The organism is Kribbella sp. NPDC050241 (assembly GCF_044459685.1).
Taxonomy (GTDB): domain Bacteria; phylum Actinomycetota; class Actinomycetes; order Propionibacteriales; family Kribbellaceae; genus Kribbella.
The window spans coordinates 675,066-694,403 of the sequence record NZ_JBITJE010000003.1; the positions used below are offsets into that span (position 1 = coordinate 675,066).

The window sequence follows — 19,338 nt, forward strand, 5'->3', positions numbered from 1 at the left end:
TTACGCTGACCTCGTGGCCAAGAAGAAACGCGTGGTGATCACCGATCCGCGGGCGATCCGCGCCCTGGCGCACCCGGCCCGGCAGCGGGTCATCGACGAGCTCTACAACGGCAGGGTGCTGACCGCGACCGAGTGTGCGGAGCTGGCTGGGCTGACCCCGTCGGCGATGAGCTACCACCTACGGGCCCTGGAACGCTGGGGCATCATCGAGCGCGCCGAGGAGTCCGGCGACGGGCGGGAACGGCCCTGGCGGGCGCTGGCCGGCAGCCTGATGATCTCGTCGCAGGCGTCCAACGCGGGCCGGCTGGCCAGCCAGACGATCATGCGGACGACGGCGGACCGGGTGCTCGAGCAGTTCCAGGAGATGGCCGACGACGACCCCTGGGACGACGTGAGTTCGCTGAGCCGGTCCCGGCTGTGGCTCACCCATGAGGAGGCCAGGCAGTTCGGGAAGGAGCTCGTCGACCTGGTCGACCGCTACAAGAAGGGCCGGAGCCTGACCAGCCATCCGGCCGGTACCCGGATGATCAGCACCCTGCTGGCCGTCGTACCGACCGGGAAGCCGCCACAAGATAGCTGAACCATTAGCTGCCTTCGCGCGTATCCAGGGGTACCTTCGAAAGAGAGGTCCTCTCCGCCGGCGGGTGGTCATATGGAGTCCTGGCTTTTGTGGTTGATCATCGCCGCTGTCCTCGGCACCGCCGAGTTGATGACGGCAACCCTCGATCTGCTGCTGCTCGCCGTCGCCGCGCTGGCCGCGGCCGGAGTCGCCGGTCTCGGCCTCGGGACCGGCCTGCAACTCCTCGCGTTCGCCGTCACGGCCGGCGCGATGATCACGCTGGTCCGGCCGGTCGCGCGACGGCACCTGAGATCGCACCCGCAGCTGCGGACCGGTGTCGCGGCGCTGATCGGGCGCGAGGCCGTGGTGCTGACCCCGTGCGGCCGCGATCCCGGCCGGGTCAAGATCGGCGGCGAGGAGTGGAGTGCCCGGTCGTACGACCCGGACCTGCTGATCCCCGCGGGGACCCGGGTCGATGTCTTCGCCATCGAGGGGGCCACCGCCCTCGTCCATCCTCAGGAGGATCCATGGCCGAACTGATCATCGGGCTGGTCGTCGCCATGCTCGCCGTCGTCCTGGTACTTCGGACCGTCCGGATCGTGCCGCAGGCGCGAGCCACGAACGTCGAGCGGCTCGGGCGCTACCTGCGCACTCTCGAGCCCGGGCTGAACATCGTCATCCCCTTCATCGACCGGCCCCGACAGCTGATCGACCTGCGCGAGCAGGTGATCTCGTTCGAGCCGCGCTCGGTGATCACCGAGGACAACCTGGTCGTCGACATCGACACGGTGCTGTACGTCCAGGTCACCGATCCCCGGGCGGCGGCGTACGAGATCGCCAACTTCGAGCAGGCGATCGAGCAGCTCACCGTCACCACACTGCGCAACGTGATCGGCAGCCTGGACCTGGAGAAGGTGCTGACCTCCCGCGAGCACATCAACTCCCAGCTCCGCGGCGTACTGGACGAGGCGTCGGGCAAGTGGGGCATCCGGGTGAACCGGGTCGAGCTGAAGGCGATCGACCCGCCGCCGTCGATCAAGGAGTCGATGGAGAAGCAGATGCGGGCGGACCGGGAGAAGCGGGCCGCGATCCTGACAGCCGAGGGCCAGCGGCAGTCCCGGATCCTGACCGCCGAGGGCGACCGGCAGGCCGCGATCCTGCGGGCCGAGGGTCAGGCGAAGGCGATCGACACGGTGTTCGAGGCGATCCACCGCAACGACCCGGACCCGAAGCTGCTGGCGTACCAGTACCTGCAGATGCTGCCCGAACTGGCCAAGGGCCCGGGCAACACGTTCTGGGTGATCCCGTCCGAGGTCACCTCCGCGCTACAGAACGTCACCAAGGCGTTCAACGGCTATCTCCCCGAAATTCCTCCCGACACCAACGGCCACAGCCCTGAGAATCCCCTGAAATAGTTGCCTCGTCCCGTAATCGGTTGACCCCGGATGTCACTATGGGTGTATGGGGGAACCGTTGCACGCGCTCGCGATCATGGTCCCGACCGGCGGGGTGGCGATCGTCGCGTACCTGGTGGTCGGCCTTGTCATCGGCGTCGAGAGCATGGGGGTTCCGTTACCCGGTGAGACGACGCTGATCGCGGCCGCGCTGCTGGCGTCGCAGGGCAACCTGCACCTCGAGTTCGTCATCGCCGCGGCGGCCACCGGCGCCATCGTCGGCGACTCGGTCGGGTACTACATCGGCCGGAAGGCGGGCCGGAGCCTGTTCGAGCGGCTCGGCCGCCGGTTCCACCACTTCTCCGAGGACCGCATCGTCAAGGCCGAGAAGTACTTCCACCGGTACGGCGTCTGGACGGTCTTCTTCGGCCGGTTCGTGGCTTTGCTGCGCATCTTCGCCGGCCCGATGGCGGGCATGCTGCGGATGCCGTACCCCAAGTTCCTGGCTGCCAACGCGGCCGGCGGGATCGCCTGGGCGACCACGATCGGCATCGTCGCGTACAACATCGGCGACAACGCGGACAAGATCTTCGGCCAGTTGTCGGTCTGGGCCCTGGTCGTGCTCGCACTCGCCGCGGTCGCGGCGTACACCTACTACCGGATCCGCCGCCGGCATCGGGAGACCGCCGCGGTGCGGGAGCCGGAGTCAGCGGACGTATAGCGCGAGGTGCTGCGTGATCGTCCCGCTCATCGACCGGCCGTACATCGTCGCGGCCGGCAGCACGAACCGGTAGACGAAGTTCCCCGCCGAGCCCGCCCGGAACGTCCATGACGTACGGCCGTTGCGGATCGGCGTCGCCTTGACGCCGACCCAGCGGCGCAGCACGCGGTTCCACACCTGCAGCGTCGCGGTCGAGCTCATGGCCGGCTTGATGATCGCGAACGCGGTGACGTTCGACCCGCGCTTCTTGACCGTCAGCCCGCCGGCGAACCCGGACGAGACGACCCGGACCACGTTGCGGACGTACGTCGGCCGGCTGGTCGACGTACTCGTGAGCAGACCGGGCTTGGTGTAGTTCGGGACCGTGACGGCGTACGGGCGGCTGCCACCGGTCGGAACCCCGATGTCGTAGTGCCCGCCGGCTGTCGTCCTACCGCGAGCCACCGGAGTCCAGTGGCCACCGGGAATCACCTGGGTGAGTACGACGATCGGCACCCCGGCCGGCGTGGCCCGCCGCTGGGTGCACGGCGTCTCCGGCTCGCACGCCACCTGTTGCAGGATGACCCGGCCGCGGGCGCGGATCGGCAGGCTGAACTGGGCCAGCCCTGGCATCGCCGCGCTGATCGAGCTGGTCAGGCCGAGCACCTGCCCACCGAGCCGGGTGCTCCACTCGTTCTGCGTCCGGACCTGGAACACGTACGGCGGTTTGATGCTGTTGATGACGTGGCGCGTCGACGTCGTCGCCGGGCCGACCGGTCGCAACTGCTCGCCGGGCTCGCCGACCATCGGCACGTACGTCTGGGTGCGCGGTCCCTTCACGTCGAGCGGGTCGTTCGGGGTGAAGTCCTGCGGCACCACGGGCACCGTCCACTGCATCAGCGCGCCCGATCGGCCCGCCGGTGCCGCCGTCGCCGCGCTGGGACCGACCGGCCCGTCGGTGTCGAAGACGGGCGAGCGCGCGAGTTTGCTGGTCACACCGCCCTGCGAAGTCCCGATGGCGACCGCCACCCGGTAGTTCCCGTCCGGTGGGAAGGCCGAGGTCGGGATGTCCCAGCTGTTCGCGTCGCCGGCGCCGACGTACTTCACGTACGACGGACTCTCGCTGAGCACACCCTCGATGGTGATCCGGTTCGGGGCGTTGTCGTCCTTCCAGCTGACCTGGACCGCGGTCCGGCCGTCACCGGACCAGCCGACCGCCACGTCGGTGGGAACCGGATCCGAGGAGCAGGCGGTCAGCACGGCTGTGCCACACACCACCGCCAGCGCCGCGGCGAGCATCCGCCGCACTCCGACCACCTCGTCTCAGCTGCCTCACAACCGACCGCTGAACCATACCCAGATCAGCCCACCGAGTCCGTAGGGTCGTTGCCGGATCGGTATGCCGGCGGTCAGGGCGTGGCAGTGCCGTGGCCGGCGAGTGCGTGCTTGCGGAAGGCCCGGCGGGACAGCATCGGGACGAAGGACCGGACCGGCCACGGGGTGTGACTGACGATCTCGGCCACCACCTCCGGGTCGCCCTCGTACTGCATCATCCCCAGCACCAGCGGGAGGTCCGGCTTCCGGAGTCCTTGACACCTTCCTCGCCGAGCTGCAGCCACTCCTCCTCGTGGCCTCACGCCGTTGCCACTGAGGCATTGCTGCGGCAAGTCGGGCAATAGCCGCGACCTCGTTGCCGGATCGGTACGCCGGACCTACCGTGAAGGAGCGACAAGGGGGGAACGAGCATGGCGTTCATCGACACACCGTCCAACCGCGACTTCTTCGAGAGCAACCGGGCTCCGGCGGGTCACATACCGAACTTCGTCACCACGTTCGCGGCCCGGCCGGCCGTGTACGACGCGTGGAAACAGCTCAACGGCGCGATCAAGGAATCCATGGACCTGCGCCGCTACGAGTTGGCGACGCTGGCCGCCGCGACCGCGCTGAAGTCGAGCTACTGCAGCCTCGCGCACGGTCAGGTGCTGGCCGACAAGTTCTACACGTCCGAGGAGGTCGCGGCGCTGGTCGACGAGCCGCCCGCCGACCCGGTCGACCGTGCCGTGATGGCCTTCGCGCGCAAGGTCGCGCTGTCCGCGGACAGCATCACCCAGGCGGACGTGGACGAACTGAAGGCCGTCGGACTGACCGACACCGACGTTCTCGACGTCGTCCTCGCCGCGGCTGCCCGAGCCTTCTTCTCCAAGACCCTCGCAGCGACCGGCACCCCGCCCGACGCCGCCTTCAACACCCTTCCCGAGACCCTCCGCAAGGCCCTGACCGTCGGAGGGCCGATTCACTCGGGCTGATTGCCCGGGGAACCGCCGAGGTGGAAGTTGCTGGTGACGCCGGCGTACATGAGGTGGGTCACCAGGCCCTGCGCGGCGTGCGGCAGGTTGTGGCAGTGGTCCATCCAGATGCCCGGGTTGTCGGCGACGAACGCGACCTCGTAGGTCTCGTCGTCCTCGACGTTCAGTGAGTCCGTCCACCACGGGCTGCCGGTCGCGGCCGTGCCGTTGCGACTGAGTACGACGACGTGGTGGCCGTGCAGGTGCATCGGGTGGACCTGCCCGGACGTGTTCTTGATCGTCATCCGGACCACGTCGCCCTCGGTCACCACGAACATCGGCACATCCGGGAACTGCTGCCCGTTGATCGTCCACCACAGCCCCGGCTTCCCGTCGAAGAACCCGGGCCGCCGGCCGATGTTGTAGTGGAAATTCCGGTCGGCCTTCGCCGGATCGAACCCGAGCCTCTTCGGCGAGCCGTAACTCAACAGGTCGACCCGGTCACGCGGCTCGGTGCCGGTCGGCGCGTTGCCGTCGCCGATCACCAGCGTGGTCGGACCACCACCCAGGCCGATCCGCACGGCTGATCCCTGCGCCATCGTCACTTGCAGATCGATCCGGCCACCCGCGGTGACGAGCACAGTCTTGTTGCTCACTTCGGTCGGCGCGTTCACGTCGGTCCCGTCGACCGCCATCACCCGGTACGGCGCTCCGTCGACCCAGGCAGCCATCGGCCCGTTGTCGGTGTTGATGAGACGCACCCGGACCGTCGATCCCGGTGCCGCCACGCGGCGCTCGCCGTACCCGCCGTTGACGGTCCGGATCTTGTCGTACGTATGCACGGCGGCGATCACATCGGTCGTGCTCGGTTGCACGATCAGTACGCCGTACAGGCCCTTCTTCACCTGCTCGTGGGAGACCTGGTGCGAGTGGTACCAGTACGTGCCGGCGTCCTTCGCGACGAAGCGATAGACGAACGACTGGCCGGGGGCGACCGCGTCCTGGGTGACGCCGGCGACGCCGTCCTCGGCGGCCGGTACGTCGACTCCGTGCCAGTGCAGGGTGATCCCCTCGGGCACGGACTCGTTGTGCAGGGTCACCTGGATCAGATCGCCTTGTTTTGCGACGATCTGCGGTCCGGGAGACGTGTGGTTCAACGTGTACCCGTCCACCGGGCCGCGCCCGGGGATCTCGAACTTCTCCTTCCGGGCGGTCAGATCCACCGCCACGTCAGGCGCCCCGTCGGCCGGACCTTTGAGCGTGCTGACGTCCTGCCCGTGATGGGCGTGGACCACGGGGCCGCCGCCATAGTCGGCGTACCCCATGGTCATCGGGGAGAGGTCGTTCGGGACCAGGCTCCGCTGCCAGAAGAAGGCCAGCGGTGCCAGCACGGCCAGGGTCGCGGCGACAGCGACCAGCAGCCGGCGCCGCTCGGCCAGCTTTGTTGCCAAAGGCATCTAGACGGCGGTTGTCGGCTCGGCGGCCGGCGCCGGTGCGGGGGCGGCTCGCCGGGCCGCAATACCGGCGACGGCGAGCAGCGCGAACGCGTTCAGAGCATGCAGTGTCCCGATCACGGGCGCCACGCCGAACGACAGGAACGCGAGCACGATCTGCAGCGCGACCAGGCCGACCACGTAGAGCGCCCACCTGACTCCACCCTGGACCTTGGCGAAGAACGACACGATCAGCAGCAACAGCGCGATGATCGGGATGAACAGCATCCCGAACTGGCCGTGCAGCATGTGCCCGGCGTTGCCCTCGTAGTTCTTGTCGATGACCAAGCCGTCGTCCATGTCCTTGATCGCTGTGAACCAGCCGAGTGCGACGAACATCGCCTGCAGCACCACACCGATCGCAACGAGACCGGCGAGTACCCGATAAACGGACCTCATAGCTCTCCCCCAACCCCGGATTTCCCCTGAGCACATGGTGATCCCGGTCACCACAAGGGCACAAGGGCTCTGGCCCGATCGGGCAACTATTGGTTGTTGCGGGCAAACGCGTGCTGCAGGCCGTGCAGGGTGAGCAACGGTTCGTGACGAACCTGGGTGATCAGTTCGCCGGCGAGTAGGGGGGCGAGGGCACCGGTCAGCACCACCGGGGTCGACGAATCAAGCGACTGCTCGGCACGGATCCGTCCCACCAAACCGTCGACCAGTGCCGCGAAGCCGTGAATCGCCCCCGACTGAAGGGCCTCGACGGTGTTCTTCGCGACGACTGCGCGTGGTCGGACGAGTTCAACTCGGCGCAACTGGGCGGCGGCCTGGCCGAGCGCGTCGGTCGCGGTTTCGATGCCTGGGGCAATCACTCCGCCGATGAACGCGCCGGCCGGGTTGACCACGTCGATGGTGGTCGCCGTACCGACGTCGACGACCAGGCAGGGCGCGCCGTACTGGTTGACCGCGGCAAGCGCGTTCGCGATCCGGTCGGTGCCGACCTCGCGCGGGTTGTCCACCAGCACCGGCAATCCGGTCTTCACACCCGGCTCGACCACCACGCCCGGCACGTGCGGGTAGTAGCGCGCGACCACATCGCGGAGCTCGTGCAGCACATGCGGTACGGCGGAACACACAGCGATGCCGGACACGGGAGACTCTCCGGTCAGCAGTCCCTGCAGCAGGACCGCCCACTCGTCGGCCGTACGCCGGGGATCGGTGCCGACCCACCAGTGCCGCTTGACCGTGCCGTCGAGCACCAGGCCGACCAGCGTCCTGGTGTTTTCGACGGCGACGGCGAGGAGCATCAGGATTCCCGCAGGTCCAGCCCGATGTCGAGCACCGGCGCCGAGTGGGTGAGGGCGCCGACCGCGAAGTAGTCGACCCCGGTCTCGGCCACGGCCCGGGCCTGATCCAGCGTCAGTCCGCCGGAGGCCTCCAGCCGGGCCCGGCCGGCCACCTTCTCGACCGCCTCACGCAGCTGGGGGACCTCCATGTTGTCGAGCAGGATCAGCTCGGCACCGGACTCGACCGCGATCAGCGCGTCGTCGACCGAGTCCACCTCGACCTCGACCGCGAGGTCCGGGTAGGCCTTGCGGACCAGACGGAACGCCTCCGCCACCCCGCCGGCCGCGACCACGTGGTTGTCCTTGATCAGCGCCGCGTCGGACAGGCCCATCCGGTGGTTCTTGCCGCCACCGCAGCGAACGGCGTACTTCTCCAGCGACCGCAGCAACGGCATGGTCTTGCGGGTGTCGCGGATGACCACACCGGTGCCCTCGACCGCGTCGACCCACCGGCGGGTGAGGGTCGCGACGCCAGACAGATGGCACAGCAGGTTGAGCGTCGTCCGCTCGGCGGTCAGCAGCTGGCGCGTCTTGCCGCGGATCGTCATCAGTACGTCGCCCTTGCGCACCGACGCACCGTCACGGACCGAGTACTCGAGCTCGACCTCGTCCGGAGCGGCGACCTGCCGGATCACCAGCTCGGCGACCTCCAGCCCGGCCACCACGCCATCGGTACGCGCGACGAGTTCGGCCACCGAGATCTGGTCCGGGTCGACGGTCGCGACCGTGGTGACGTCGGCGCCACCAGCCAGGTCTTCCTCGATGGTGGCCCGCACCAGGTCACCGACCCACTGCCGGTCGACGGCTTCATCCATGGTGAGCATTCTCCTTGGTGTCATGCGGGACGAACGTCGTACGTGGTCTCGCGGTCTCTCCCTCGGGCGGGAGGGTCAGGTCCAGACTGCCCGACCAGTTCCGGTCGTCGCGATCCGGGTGGTCCTCACGCCAGTGAGAGCCGCGGCTCTCCTCGCGCACGGTGGCCGCGGCGATCAGTGCGGACGCCACCGTGACCAGGTTGGTCGCCTCCCATCCCGGCGTACCCGGCTCGCCGGCCGGCTGCTCGATCAGCTTGGCGAGGGTCGCACCGGCCTCCGACAATCCGCGTGCACTGCGGATGACACCGGCACCGACGGTCATCACCCGCTGCACCTCGTCGACTAGGTCCGCGTCGACCAGACCGGGGACACGGCTGTCGGCGACCGGCTCACGCAGCGGCGGGAGGCCGTCGGCGAGGTGGGCAGCGATCCGCCGAGCGAAGACAAGCCCTTCGAGCAGGGAGTTCGAGGCCAGCCGGTTGGCGCCGTGGACACCGGTGCATGCGACCTCACCGCAGGCGTACAGCCCCGGCATCGACGTCTGGCCGTCCAGGTCGGTCCAGACACCACCGGACGAGTAATGGCAGGCCGGCGCGACCGGGATCAGCTCACGCACCGGGTCGATGCCGTGCGAGCGGCAGGACGCCAGGATGGTCGGGAAGCGGACCCGCCACTTCTCGTCGCCGAAGTGGCGTGCGTCCAGGTAGACATGATCCTTGCCGGTGGCAAACATCTGCCGCATGATCGCCTTCGCTACGATGTCGCGCGGGGCGAGGTCGGCCAGCTCGTGCTGACCCTGCATGAACCGATGGCCCTCGTGATCGACCAGGAACGCACCCTCGCCGCGGACCGCCTCGGACACCAGCGGCTGCTGGCCTTTCGCGCTCTTGCCCAGCCACAGCACGGTCGGGTGGAACTGCACGAACTCGAGATCACGCACCTTGGCGCCGGCCCGCAACGCCAGCGCCATGCCGTCGCCCGTGGACACGCTCGGGTTGGTCGTGGCGGCGTACAACTGGCCGATACCGCCCGACGCCAGGATCACGACTCGGCTCCGGATCGCGCCGACGCCGTCCAGTTGGCCCTCACCCATGACGTGCAGGGTGACTCCGGCAACGCCACCGTCCGCAGCGGTCAGCAAGTCGATGACGAGGGCGTGCTCGATCAGCCGGATGTCGTCGGCCCGCTTCACCGCGGCGACCAGCGCCCGCTCGATCTCCGCGCCGGTCGCGTCTCCGCCGGCGTGCGCGATGCGGTTGCGATGATGCCCGCCCTCCCGCGTCAGCGACAGGTCTCCGTCGGCCAGGGTGTCGAACCGCGCACCCAGCTCGATCAGGTCTCGCACCGCGTCCGGTCCCTCGGTCACCAGCGCCCGTACGGCGTCCGGATCGCACAGTCCGGCGCCCGCGACCAGGGTGTCCTGCAGATGATCCTCGGGCGAATCCTCCGGGCTGAGCGCGGCAGCGATACCGCCCTGGGCCCACTGGGTCGAGCCGGAGGCGACGACATCCTTGGTCACCACCAGGACAGTGCCGAGCTCACGGGCTTTCAGTGCGGCGGTCAGTCCGGCGATGCCGGAACCGATCACCACCACGTCGACGGTGTCTGTCCAACCGGGTTCGGGCGCAGACAACCGTTGCGGGACAGCAGGAGCGGTCATCCAGCGACCGTATCAATCGTTTTCACCTGAGCGTGATGGAAATGTTGTCAATGAGACGGGTCAGACCGACGCGGGCGGCGATCAGCATGCGGGCCTCGCCGGGGCCGATCACCGGGCCGAGATCCGGTGCGCGCAAGGCGAGATAATCGATCTTCACCGACGGCACCGCCTCCAGTTCGGCCTGGGCGGCGGCCATCACGGCGTCCGGACCGTTCATTCCGGCCTTCGCGCCCGCGGTCAGCGCGCGGTACAGGACCAGCGCTTCGTCACGCTCGGTCTCGTCCAGGTAGCGGTTGCGTGAGGACAAGGCGAGACCGTCGGGCTCGCGCACGGTCGGCACCGGCACGATGTCGACGTCCCAGTCGAGGTCGCACACCATCTCGCGGATCAGCGTGAGCTGCTGGTAGTCCTTCTCGCCGAACAGTGCCAGGTCGGGCGCCGTCAGGTGCAGCATCTTCGCCACCACTGTCAGTACGCCGGCGAAGTGGCCCGGCCGGACCATGCCCTCGAGTTCGTCGGCCAGCGGGCCGGGATGCACGGTGATGGACGGCTCGTTCGGATACAGCTCGTCGCGGGACGGATTGAAGACCAGGTCGACGCCTTCGTTCTTGGCGACCGCCAGATCGCTGGCCAGCGTGCGCGGATAGCGGTCGAAGTCCTCAGCCGGCCCGAACTGCAACGGGTTCACGAAGATCGTCAGCACCACACTGCCCTCGGGCCCGACCCGCTCGCGTGCCTCGGCCAGGAGCGCCGCGTGCCCCTCGTGCAGGGCGCCCATCGTCATCACCACCGCCCGGGGCCGGACCGCCGCTGCCGCCCGCAGTTCGGCCTTCGTCTGGGTAAGTCTCATCGCGGTGCCTCCCCTGTCCCATACCGCTCCAGCACCTCATCCGGGTTGCCAGCCCGGTGCCCCTTCAGCACCTCGTAGAACGCTTCCGCCGTCTCCGGGGACAACCGTCCGTCCGCTGCCGCCAGGTCCACCGTCGCCCTGGCCAGTTCGGCGTACGTGCCTGCCGTCCGGTCCGGGAGTACGGCCAGATGAGCTGCCACCGTGTCGACATCGCCCCGGGCAATCGGCCCGGTGAGCGCATGATGACCGGATCGCAGCGTGTTGTCGAGGGTTGCGGTCACCAATGGCCGAAGCGTTGCTGCCGGATCCGCGACGCCTGCTTCCCGCAGTACGGCGAGGGCCTGGGTAAGCAACGTTGTCAGGTGGTTCGCGCCATGCACGAGACCCGCGTGATACAGAGCACGGTTCTCCTCCGCCACCCACTGCACCTGCGCACCGAGCAGCTTCACCAACCGCTCGACCATCGGCCGGGCCGCGTCCGGAGCGGTCGCCGTGAACAGCACGTCGTCCAGGCTGACCGGGTCGTCCCCGGTGAACGTCATCGGCGGATGGAGCGAGACCGGAGTCGCCGGCAGACCCTGCAGTGGCGTGAGCCCGTGCGTGCCGGACAGATGGACGACGTACTGATCGCTGGTCAAGGGCAGTCCGGCGGCGACCTCACGGATCAGGTCGTCGGGTACGGCGACCAGGACCACGTCGGCGCGTTCGCTGACCTCACCGGGAGTCAGCACCGGTACATGCGGGAGGAACCGGGCGGCGCGTTCGCGTGACGCGCGCGACCGTGCGGTGACGCCGACCAGGGGATGTCCGGCGGCCGCCAAGGCTGCTCCCACGGCGGTCCCGGCCCGGCCGGCTCCGATCAAGCCGATCCGTTCCATCTTCACTCTTTTCGTTCCAGTCCCGCGGCGGGGTACCAGACGATCCACTGGCCAGCCTAAGTGATGAGAGCATGGCGTGGTGAGCGATGACTGGGCCACGCGGCGCGGATTGACGGCGATTCTGATCACAGTTCCCGAGTTGGCGGCGTACACGGACCGCTGGCGTTCGGTGTCCCGCTCGAGGCTTCGGCCGCAGGTCTCGCTGACCAAGCTCATCCCACCGCACGTCAGTGTGCTGGTGCCGTGGGTCGCCGAGCCCGCAGACGCCGATGTGGAGCGGTTGAGCTCTGTGCTGGCGAAAGTCGAGCCCTTCGAGCTGAGCTTCCCGACGGCGGGACAGTTCCCGAACGGTACGGCGTGGCTGCGGCCGGAGCCGTTCGACACTGTGCGTTCCCTGGTGCTGACGGTCTACGAGGCGTTTCCCGAGTGCCCGCCGTACGGCGGTGAGTTCCTGGACCCGCATCCGCACCTCACCATCGCGTCGTCCACCGAGGGCGGCCCGACTGTCGTTGCCGAAGCCCAGGCCGCGCTCGCCGAGGAGGCGGCGCCTGTCGTGCAGCTCACCGAGGTCGGACTGTGGCGGGAGGGCGCGGACAGCGTCTGGCGCCAGTTCGGTGCGGTCCCACTGGGTGCATGACGACATTCCGGGAAGGCTGGCACACGGCGCTCTATGGACCGGACGGGTTCTACCGGCGTGAACGGCCGGCTGCGCACTTCCGCACGTCAGTGCACGCGTCAGCGCTCTTCGGACAGGCCATCGCACGGCTCGCTCGCGAGGTCGGCGCCGACGAGGTCGTCGACATCGGTGCGGGCTCCGGCGAACTGGGCAAGGTCCTCCGCACCGAAGGGCTCTCCGTCCTGAACATCGAACTGGACGACGAACTGCCGGCGTCCCTGAGCGGCCTGGTCATCGCCAACGAATGGCTGGACAACATCCCCTGCGACGTCGCCGAGCTCGACGAGGACGGCGTACCGCGGTACCTGCTGGCCGACCTCTCCCTCGGCAATGTTGTCGACGGCAACGATCTCGCCTGGCTGCACACCTGGTGGCCCCTCCACGAAGCAGGCGACCGCGCCGAGATCGGCACCACTCGCGACCAAGCCTGGGCAGACATCCTGCACCGCCTCACCGACGGCGCATTCGCCGTGGCGATCGACTACGGCCATCTCCGCGCCAGCCGTCCGCCGTACGGCACCGTGACCGGCTTCCGCGACGGCCGCGAGTGCGACCCGTTGCTGGACGGCTCCTGCGACGTGACAGCCCATGTGGCCCTGGACTCGCTCGGAGGCTCCCTGCTGCTCCAGAGAGACGCTCTGAGAGCCCTCGGAGTGAGTGCGACCCGTCCGAGCCTGGAGCTGGCTCAGACGGACCCGCTGCGCTACCTGTCCGAGCTGTCGTCGGCCGGCGAGGCCGCTGAGCTGCTGGACCCGTCCGGGCTCGGTGGCTTCGGCTGGGTCTGGACGGCGAACGGCGACGACACCGTACGGCGCGCTTCGCGGGCCCTGTCCGCCTGGTTCTGAAGCAGCGATGCCGCCTCGGACTGGTCGCGGTGGAGGGCTACGGCGTCGGTTGGGCCGAGGGGTGTGTCTACGTGAACGTTGGCGAGGCCCAGGCGGCGCTGGAGCGGGCCCTGTTGCAAGCGCACGGACTGGGTCTTGTGGTGCAGCACGATTGACGTACGGCGGCTGACCCAGCCGCGGACCGTGACGAGCACCTGATCGTCGGCGCCGTACGCGAGGTAGCGCCAGCCGATGGGGCGCAGCCACTTGGCACGTTCCGGGGCGCGCTGCATGTCGATGCGAGACAAGTCGAAGCCGGGCAGGACCCGTGCGAGTACGCCGGCCACCTCGACCCGCTCGCCGACCGGCAGCAGCTGCGCGCCCTCGCGGTCGTTGTCGCCCTCGTCCTTGTTGCCCGCCACACCGGCGATGTCCAGCTCCACGCGAGACCAGCCCAGCAGACGCCAGATGAGCGGCTCGGTGATCAGCAGGCCCTGCACCCGGCCGGGCGGCACGGTCTGCCGCTGGACGTCGAACAGGCCGCGCTTGGTGCGCAGACCGTGGTCGCTCTCCGAGAGGGTGAAGCCGTGGTTACCGACGACCTGCTTCCAGATCGGCTGCACCACACCGAGTAGGAGCGGCACAGCGGCGAACAGACCGATGTGGAAGTTCAGCACGGTCGCTGCGGCGATCAACCAGACCAGACCACCCGCGCTGGCAAGGACTGTGGACGACAGCAGGGTCGCACCGAGCAGACGGCCGGTGGGGACCACCAGCAACGGCTCCAACTCGACCCGGGCGGTCTGCTGTTCGGCGACCTGCTGACCCTTGGCCCTGACCAGCAGTGTGGTGCGCAGCCTGCCGGCCTCCTCGTACGCGAAGTAGCTGAGCTTGCCGTCGCTCTTGCCGCCGCCCGCGACGTCCATCCGCAGCTCGGCCATCCCGAAGAGGCGGGCGACGAACGGCTGCGCCACATCGATCGCCTGGATCCGGTCGAACCGGATGATCCGGGTACGCCGGAACAGGAACCCGCTGTCGACCCGGATCGCATCGTCGGTCAGCTGCCACTTGGTGAACCACCAGGACAGTGCGCCCAGCAGGATGCCGCCGACCAGCACCGCGGCCAGTCCGATACCTGCGATGGTCAGATTGCTCCGCAGACCCTCGTTGTTGACCAGCGCGAACGCCGCGACGACGAAGTACCCCCAGCCCTTCACGAACGGCGTGAGGGGGTGGAGGCGGGCGCCGGTCTGCTCAGTCACCGGCGGTCGTAATCCCGCTGTCTGCTGCCCGGGCGGGCCGGGCGTCGGCTCGGTCACAGGCCCCACGCCTGGGCCTGGCCGAGCGCGGAGAGGCGGTCACGGAGCCGACCGGCCTCGTCCGGATGCAGGCCGGGGATCTTGGCGTCCGTCGCCGGCGTGGCCGTGTGCAGCTCCACCGTGGCGATCCCGTACGCCCGCTCCAGCGGTCCCGCGGCCACGTCCACGAACTGCATCCGGCCGTACGGGACCACCACCAGCTCGCGGAACATGATCCCGTGGCTGACCAGCAGTTCGTCCTCACGCTCGGCGTACTTCCAGGACCGCTGGTTGCGCCCGATCAGGACCCACGCCCAGACGAACCCGGCCGCCGCCACCAGCAGTGCGAGGACGCCGTACAGCCAGCCCACGGTCATCCCGAGCACGATCAGCAGCACGACTCCGGCCACGCCTGCGGTGATCCCCGCGTTGAGTCGGCGGACCGCGGCCAGCTTCGGCGAGACCGGCGTCCAGCTGACATCCGAGGGTGCGAAGAGGTCATCCACGTACCCAGCCTGTCACGATAGAGGGCATGAGTACCGAACGAGTCGTGGGAATCGGCGCTGGAGCGGCTGGATTCGACCCTGCGTACGAGCGGGGTGGGACCGGGAGCGGCTCGGAGCTGGCGACCACCGACATGGTGCTCAACATCGGGCCGCAGCACCCCGCGACGCACGGCGTACTGCGGCTGCGGCTGACTCTGGACGGCGAGCGGATCGTCGGCTGCGAGCCGATCATCGGCTACATGCACCGCGGCGCGGAGAAGCTGTTCGAGGTGCGCGACTACCGGCAGATCATCGTGCTGGCGAACCGGCACGACTGGCTGTCCGCGTTCGCCAACGAACTCGGCGTCGTATTCGCGGTGGAGCGGATGATGGGCCTCGAGGTGCCGGTCCGCGCGGTCTGGCTGCGCACCCTGCTGGCCGAGCTGAACCGGATCCTGAACCACCTGATGTTCCTCGGCTCGTACCCGCTCGAGCTCGGCGCGATCACCCCGGTCTTCTACGCGTTCCGCGAGCGGGAGACGCTGCAGGCGGTGATGGAGGAGCTGTCCGGCGGCCGGATGCACTACATGTTCAACCGCGTCGGCGGCCTGAAGGAGGACCTCCCGTACGGCTGGCTCGGCCGCGCGTCGGCCGCCTCGGTCGCGGTCCGCAAACGGCTGCCCGACATCGAGGACATCATCCTCGGCAACGAGATCTTCCGCGCCCGCACCGTCGGCGTCGGCAAGCTCGCGCCGGAGCTGATCGCGCAGTACGGCGTCTCCGGCCCGATCGCCCGCGCGTCCGGCGTCGACGCCGACCTCCGCCGCGACGAGCCGTACCTCGGGTACGACGAACTCCTGCAGGACGGCGTACTCCGGGTCGTCACCCGGCCGGAGGGCGACTGCTTCGCGCGGTTCTCGGTCCTGCTGGAGCAGGTGAAGGTGTCGCTGGACCTGGTCGACGCGTGCATCGACAAGCTGTCGTCTCTGCCGGCCGGCCCGGTCAACGTGCGGCTGCCGAAGATCCTGAAGGTGCCGGAGGGCCAGACGTACGCCTGGACCGAGAGCCCGCTCGGCATCAACGGCTACTACCTGGTGTCCCGCGGCGACAAGACACCGTGGCGGCTCAAGCTGCGCTCGGCCAGCTTCAACAACATCTCCGCCCTGCCCGCGCTGCTCCCGGGCACCGTGATCCCGGACATGATCGCCATCCTCGGCAGCATGTTCTTCGTGGTCGGCGACATCGACAAGTAGTCAGAAGGCGCGGTCCGCGACCGGCGGCCGGTGGGCGTCGGCGATCAGCATGCGCAACTCGTCCAGAGGTAGTGGCTTGCCGGGGTCGGCGTTCCCTCCGGCGCGCTGCTGCGGCGTACTCGCCTGATTCAGGTACGGCGTCACGTACGCCGGCGTCTCCGTCTCGAACCGCCAGCTCTCGGTCAATGGACCGACATCCAGTACGTCGAATCCCAGCGCCTGGATCAGCGCGGTGGCCGAGGCCTTGGCGTCGGCAGCGTTCCCGGCGATCGGCAACGCGCTGCGATCGGGCGCCCCACTCGGCCGCGCCAGCGTCACGATGTTCGCAGCGCTGATGTTGTTGAAGGCCTTCACTGTGTGTGACTCGGGCAGGTGCTCCTGCAGCAACGCGGCCGTGGTCACCGCCTCGCTGTCCAGTCGCGCGATCCGCCCGTCGCGGTGCGGGTAGTAGTTCATCGTGTCGATCACGACCTTCCCGGCCAGCGGTTCGGCCGGGAGCTCGGCGTACCGGCCGAGTGGGATCGTGACGACCACCCAGTCCCCCGCCCCGGACGCCTCGGCGACGGTCCCCGCGCGGACGCCGAGCTCCTCGGCCTTGTCCCGCAGGCTCTCCGGCCCGCGCGAGTTGGCCAGCACCACCTCGATGCCCGCGGCAACCGCCAGCTTCGCCAGCGCCGTCCCGATGTTGCCGCTCCCGATGATCCCGAGTGTCGCCATGGTTGCTCCTCATCGCTTAATATGTACTTCTCAAACATACATATTAGGCGAAGGAGTGGCGATGGCGGATCTGCGGTTCAGCACCGCGATGCAGGCACTGCTGCTGCTCGCCGACGCCGCCCGCAAGGGCACCCCGCTCGTCAGCTCGGCGCAGCTGGCCGACTGCTTGCGGACCAACCCGAGCTTCGTCCGGTCTCTGCTGATCCCGCTCTTCCAGGCCGGCCTGATCGAGACGGTGCGCGGCCGCAACGGCGGCGTACAGCTGGCCAAGGACGCCGCCCGGATCACGCTGCTGGACGTGCACCAGGCGAGTGTGTGCGGGAAGCCGATGTGGTTGTCGCGACCGGACGAGCGCAGCGAGAACCCGGCCGCGATTCGAGTCCAGGCGTACTTCGACCGGCTGAACGACGAGGCCGCCGTCGCGGTGGCCGGCGTACTGCGCCGTCAGACCCTGGCCGGCGCGCTCGAGGCATGCCTGGATCAGCCGACGGACTGAGCGATCAGCTCGAGCAGCGGGTCGGCGAGGGCTGCGGAGACGGCGAAGGTGCCGCGGGATTCGGGGGCGTGGTGCGAGCCGTCGAGGTCGAGTACGACGACGCCGGCCTCGCGGCAGATGGCGGCTCCGGCCATGGTGTCCCAGGGTTTGTTGGAGAACATGATCGTCGCGTCGAAGTGGCCGGCCGCGGTCCAGGTCAGCGCGGTGGCCGCCGTACCGATCATCCGGATCCGCTGGGCTCGCGGGTACAGGAGCTGCGTCAGGGCGAGCCGCTCGGCGTTCACCCGGTCGGCGTCCGGCCCGACCGCATAGTCGCCCACGGCAACCAACGCGTCACTCAGATCCGCGCACTCGCTGCCCCGGATGGGCTTTCCGTTGCAGGTCGCACCGTGGCCCTCGGCCGCGGCGTACCTGGTCCCGAGCGCGGGATGGTCGATCACGCCCGCCACCGCCCGTCCCTCGTGGATCAGCCCGAGCGAGATCCCCCACAGCGGTACGCCGTGGATGAAGTTCACCGTCCCGTCGATCGGATCGAGCACCCACCGGGTCCCGTCCGTCGCGCCACCCTCTTCCTCGCCGAGTACGCCGATCTCCGGCGTCTCCCGCTCGAGGAACGCACGCACCTCCCGCTCCACCGCGAAGTCCACCTCGGACGCCATGTCCCGATCACCCTTGGACGTGAGCACCCCAGGCGCGCGGGAGTCGGTCACCGCCCGCCCACGATCAACAGCAGCTTCGGCAACCTTCAGCAGTTCAGCGAGATCCACACCCCAGAACCTACGCGGGATGACCGGCTCCCGGCTCCTCCCGGTCCACCACCCGGTCGGTCAGGCGATCCCCGGCGCCCTCCGCCGGCGCCGCCAGGCCGCCGCGGCGGCGACCGCACCGATCGCCAGCGCCCCAGCACCCGCCGCCTGCCCGATCTTGATCGGGCAACCCGACGCGCACTGCGGGATCGGATAGGGCTGCCCGGGATTCAGCTCGTGCGTCGCGTTGGCGGCGACGTACGCCTCCGTGGCCGGGAACGGCCAGCCCTCCGCATTCAACAGCCGGTACCAGTCCTCGTCCTCCCACGCCTTCCGCCGGCACGTCACATTCACCGACGCCGACTCGAACGGCGGCGGGCCCAACTGCCCGATCGGCAGATGATCCTCGTTGAAGACCGTGACGTGCCCGTTCGGGTCGTTCATCGTCACCGCCGGATAGTTCGCATCCAGCCCCATAGCCATCCCTCCCCACACCGAAGTATGAGCCGGGAGGTCTGTCTCAGGAAGCGGCCAGGCCCCGGAGTTTGAGGTCGACGACGGTGGGGGCGTCGGCCTGGGAGTGTTTGTCGCCGGCGGCAACGACCGTGGCGACCTCCTGGTCGATCTTGTCCAGGCGCTGGTCGATCTTGTCGAGCCGGCGCTGCATCAGGTCGACGAACTCGGCGTTCTCGACCACTCGCGCGCTGGTGATCCGGGAGTACTCCTGCGCCACCTGGGCGCGTTCGTCGGAATGGGCCAGCCGCTCGACCAGCAACTGATGGCGGAACAGCACCGAGGCGGCGATCGCGATCACGACGGCGCCCGCGGCGGCAGCCCGGAGAATCCAGGCATTCTGGGAGAAGAGCGCGATACTCACGCCCAGGCAGACAAAGATCAGCAGACCGTTGGCAACGGTGAGA

Annotated in this window: 23 protein-coding genes and 1 pseudogene; 9 read left to right on the forward strand and 15 right to left on the reverse strand. The window is 69.0% G+C overall.

All coding sequences use genetic code 11. From position 1 onward, the window contains the following. Positions 1 to 13 precede the first annotated feature (13 nt). The 4 genes from ACIBG5_RS17910 (at position 14) to ACIBG5_RS17925 (ending at position 2,674) form a co-directional block, all read left to right on the forward strand. The gene (locus ACIBG5_RS17910) at positions 14 to 580 is read left to right on the forward strand and encodes an ArsR/SmtB family transcription factor (protein WP_396392610.1); all 567 of its coding nucleotides are present in this window, start codon (positions 14 to 16) and stop codon (positions 578 to 580) included. Positions 581 to 652: 72 nt separating this feature from the next. Further along, positions 653 to 1,099, forward strand: a complete 447-nt coding sequence (locus ACIBG5_RS17915) for an NfeD family protein (protein ID WP_396392611.1) — start codon at positions 653 to 655, stop codon at positions 1,097 to 1,099. Beyond that, entirely contained in the window at positions 1,087 to 1,974 is an 888-nt protein-coding gene (locus ACIBG5_RS17920; RefSeq protein ID WP_396392612.1) for an SPFH domain-containing protein, read from the forward strand. The genes ACIBG5_RS17915 and ACIBG5_RS17920 overlap by 13 nt, the downstream gene beginning before the upstream one ends. A gap of 46 nt (positions 1,975 to 2,020) precedes the next feature. After that, positions 2,021 to 2,674 (forward strand): DedA family protein, encoded by a 654-nt coding sequence (locus ACIBG5_RS17925; RefSeq protein ID WP_396392613.1) that lies wholly within the window; start codon positions 2,021 to 2,023, stop codon positions 2,672 to 2,674. On the opposite strand, the gene ACIBG5_RS17930 is transcribed toward ACIBG5_RS17925, so the two are convergent. Continuing rightward, complete coding sequence (locus ACIBG5_RS17930; protein WP_396393001.1) at positions 2,660 to 3,952, reverse strand: hypothetical protein; 1,293 nt, start codon at positions 3,950 to 3,952, stop codon at positions 2,660 to 2,662. The genes ACIBG5_RS17925 and ACIBG5_RS17930 overlap by 15 nt on opposite strands. A gap of 110 nt (positions 3,953 to 4,062) precedes the next feature. Beyond that, the gene (locus ACIBG5_RS17935) at positions 4,063 to 4,206 is read right to left on the reverse strand and encodes a hypothetical protein (protein WP_396392614.1); all 144 of its coding nucleotides are present in this window, start codon (positions 4,204 to 4,206) and stop codon (positions 4,063 to 4,065) included. A 192-nt stretch (positions 4,207 to 4,398) separates the two neighbouring features. Between ACIBG5_RS17935 and ACIBG5_RS17940 the strand changes: the two genes are divergently transcribed. Continuing rightward, positions 4,399 to 4,959: a carboxymuconolactone decarboxylase family protein gene (locus tag ACIBG5_RS17940; RefSeq protein ID WP_396392615.1), complete on the forward strand. Its 561-nt coding sequence runs from the start codon at positions 4,399 to 4,401 to the stop codon at positions 4,957 to 4,959. On the opposite strand, the gene ACIBG5_RS17945 is transcribed toward ACIBG5_RS17940, so the two are convergent. The 7 genes from ACIBG5_RS17945 to ACIBG5_RS17975 all read right to left on the reverse strand — a co-directional run bounded on the left by ACIBG5_RS17945 (position 4,947) and on the right by ACIBG5_RS17975 (position 11,923). After that, positions 4,947 to 6,395 carry a multicopper oxidase family protein gene (locus ACIBG5_RS17945; protein ID WP_396392616.1) on the reverse strand — a complete coding sequence of 483 codons (1,449 nt, stop codon included), beginning with the start codon at positions 6,393 to 6,395 and terminating at the stop codon, positions 4,947 to 4,949. The genes ACIBG5_RS17940 and ACIBG5_RS17945 overlap by 13 nt on opposite strands. Then, positions 6,396 to 6,830, reverse strand: a complete 435-nt coding sequence (locus ACIBG5_RS17950; protein ID WP_396392617.1) for a hypothetical protein — start codon at positions 6,828 to 6,830, stop codon at positions 6,396 to 6,398. Between the two features lie 86 nt (positions 6,831 to 6,916). Further along, complete coding sequence (locus ACIBG5_RS17955; protein ID WP_396392618.1) at positions 6,917 to 7,681, reverse strand: type III pantothenate kinase; 765 nt, start codon at positions 7,679 to 7,681, stop codon at positions 6,917 to 6,919. Further along, a complete protein-coding gene (gene nadC / locus ACIBG5_RS17960) occupies positions 7,681 to 8,535 on the reverse strand; it encodes a carboxylating nicotinate-nucleotide diphosphorylase (protein WP_360449839.1) in 855 nt (284 codons plus the stop codon). Before nadC ends, ACIBG5_RS17955 begins: the two co-directional genes overlap by 1 nt. Further along, positions 8,528 to 10,195, reverse strand: coding sequence for an L-aspartate oxidase (locus tag ACIBG5_RS17965; protein WP_396392619.1), 1,668 nt, complete (start codon positions 10,193 to 10,195; stop codon positions 8,528 to 8,530). The genes nadC and ACIBG5_RS17965 overlap by 8 nt, the downstream gene beginning before the upstream one ends. 22 nt (positions 10,196 to 10,217) lie before the next feature. Continuing rightward, complete coding sequence (gene panC / locus ACIBG5_RS17970; protein ID WP_360449845.1) at positions 10,218 to 11,045, reverse strand: pantoate--beta-alanine ligase; 828 nt, start codon at positions 11,043 to 11,045, stop codon at positions 10,218 to 10,220. Further along, positions 11,042 to 11,923, reverse strand: coding sequence for a Rossmann-like and DUF2520 domain-containing protein (locus ACIBG5_RS17975; RefSeq protein WP_396392620.1), 882 nt, complete (start codon positions 11,921 to 11,923; stop codon positions 11,042 to 11,044). Before ACIBG5_RS17975 ends, panC begins: the two co-directional genes overlap by 4 nt. 79 nt (positions 11,924 to 12,002) lie before the next feature. On the opposite strand from ACIBG5_RS17975, the gene ACIBG5_RS17980 reads away from it, so the two are divergent. Continuing rightward, positions 12,003 to 12,560, forward strand: coding sequence for a 2'-5' RNA ligase family protein (locus ACIBG5_RS17980; RefSeq protein ID WP_396392621.1), 558 nt, complete (start codon positions 12,003 to 12,005; stop codon positions 12,558 to 12,560). Then, positions 12,557 to 13,444: an SAM-dependent methyltransferase gene (locus ACIBG5_RS17985; protein ID WP_396392622.1), complete on the forward strand. Its 888-nt coding sequence runs from the start codon at positions 12,557 to 12,559 to the stop codon at positions 13,442 to 13,444. The genes ACIBG5_RS17980 and ACIBG5_RS17985 overlap by 4 nt, the downstream gene beginning before the upstream one ends. A gap of 11 nt (positions 13,445 to 13,455) precedes the next feature. On the opposite strand, the pseudogene ACIBG5_RS17990 reads toward ACIBG5_RS17985, so the two are convergent. Both ACIBG5_RS17990 and ACIBG5_RS17995 read right to left on the reverse strand, forming a co-directional pair. Continuing rightward, a pseudogene (locus tag ACIBG5_RS17990) lies at positions 13,456 to 14,751 on the reverse strand (PH domain-containing protein); the annotation flags it as partial. Next, positions 14,739 to 15,227 carry a PH domain-containing protein gene (locus tag ACIBG5_RS17995; RefSeq protein ID WP_396392623.1) on the reverse strand — a complete coding sequence of 163 codons (489 nt, stop codon included), beginning with the start codon at positions 15,225 to 15,227 and terminating at the stop codon, positions 14,739 to 14,741. The gene ACIBG5_RS17995 and the pseudogene ACIBG5_RS17990, both read right to left, overlap by 13 nt. Positions 15,228 to 15,253: 26 nt before the next feature. Here ACIBG5_RS17995 and ACIBG5_RS18000 point away from each other — a divergent pair, with 26 nt between their 5' ends. Beyond that, complete coding sequence (locus tag ACIBG5_RS18000) at positions 15,254 to 16,459, forward strand: NADH-quinone oxidoreductase subunit D (protein WP_396392624.1); 1,206 nt, start codon at positions 15,254 to 15,256, stop codon at positions 16,457 to 16,459. Here the strand turns inward: ACIBG5_RS18000 and ACIBG5_RS18005 are convergent, their stop codons facing one another. After that, a complete protein-coding gene (locus tag ACIBG5_RS18005; protein WP_396392625.1) occupies positions 16,460 to 17,176 on the reverse strand; it encodes an NADPH-dependent F420 reductase in 717 nt (238 codons plus the stop codon). A gap of 61 nt (positions 17,177 to 17,237) precedes the next feature. Between ACIBG5_RS18005 and ACIBG5_RS18010 the strand changes: the two genes are divergently transcribed. Continuing rightward, the gene (locus ACIBG5_RS18010) at positions 17,238 to 17,672 is read left to right on the forward strand and encodes an Rrf2 family transcriptional regulator (protein WP_396392626.1); all 435 of its coding nucleotides are present in this window, start codon (positions 17,238 to 17,240) and stop codon (positions 17,670 to 17,672) included. On the opposite strand, the gene ACIBG5_RS18015 is transcribed toward ACIBG5_RS18010, so the two are convergent. From ACIBG5_RS18015 to ACIBG5_RS18025, 3 genes are read right to left on the reverse strand one after another with little or no spacing between them, the layout of a single operon-like run. After that, positions 17,657 to 18,439, reverse strand: coding sequence for an inositol monophosphatase family protein (locus ACIBG5_RS18015; protein ID WP_396392628.1), 783 nt, complete (start codon positions 18,437 to 18,439; stop codon positions 17,657 to 17,659). The two genes, ACIBG5_RS18010 and ACIBG5_RS18015, sit on opposite strands and share 16 nt — an antisense overlap. 60 nt (positions 18,440 to 18,499) lie before the next feature. Then, positions 18,500 to 18,895, reverse strand: a complete 396-nt coding sequence (locus ACIBG5_RS18020) for a hypothetical protein (protein ID WP_396392629.1) — start codon at positions 18,893 to 18,895, stop codon at positions 18,500 to 18,502. A gap of 43 nt (positions 18,896 to 18,938) precedes the next feature. Further along, entirely contained in the window at positions 18,939 to 19,295 is a 357-nt protein-coding gene (locus ACIBG5_RS18025) for a hypothetical protein (RefSeq protein WP_396392630.1), read from the reverse strand. Between the last annotated feature and the right edge of the window lie 43 nt (positions 19,296 to 19,338).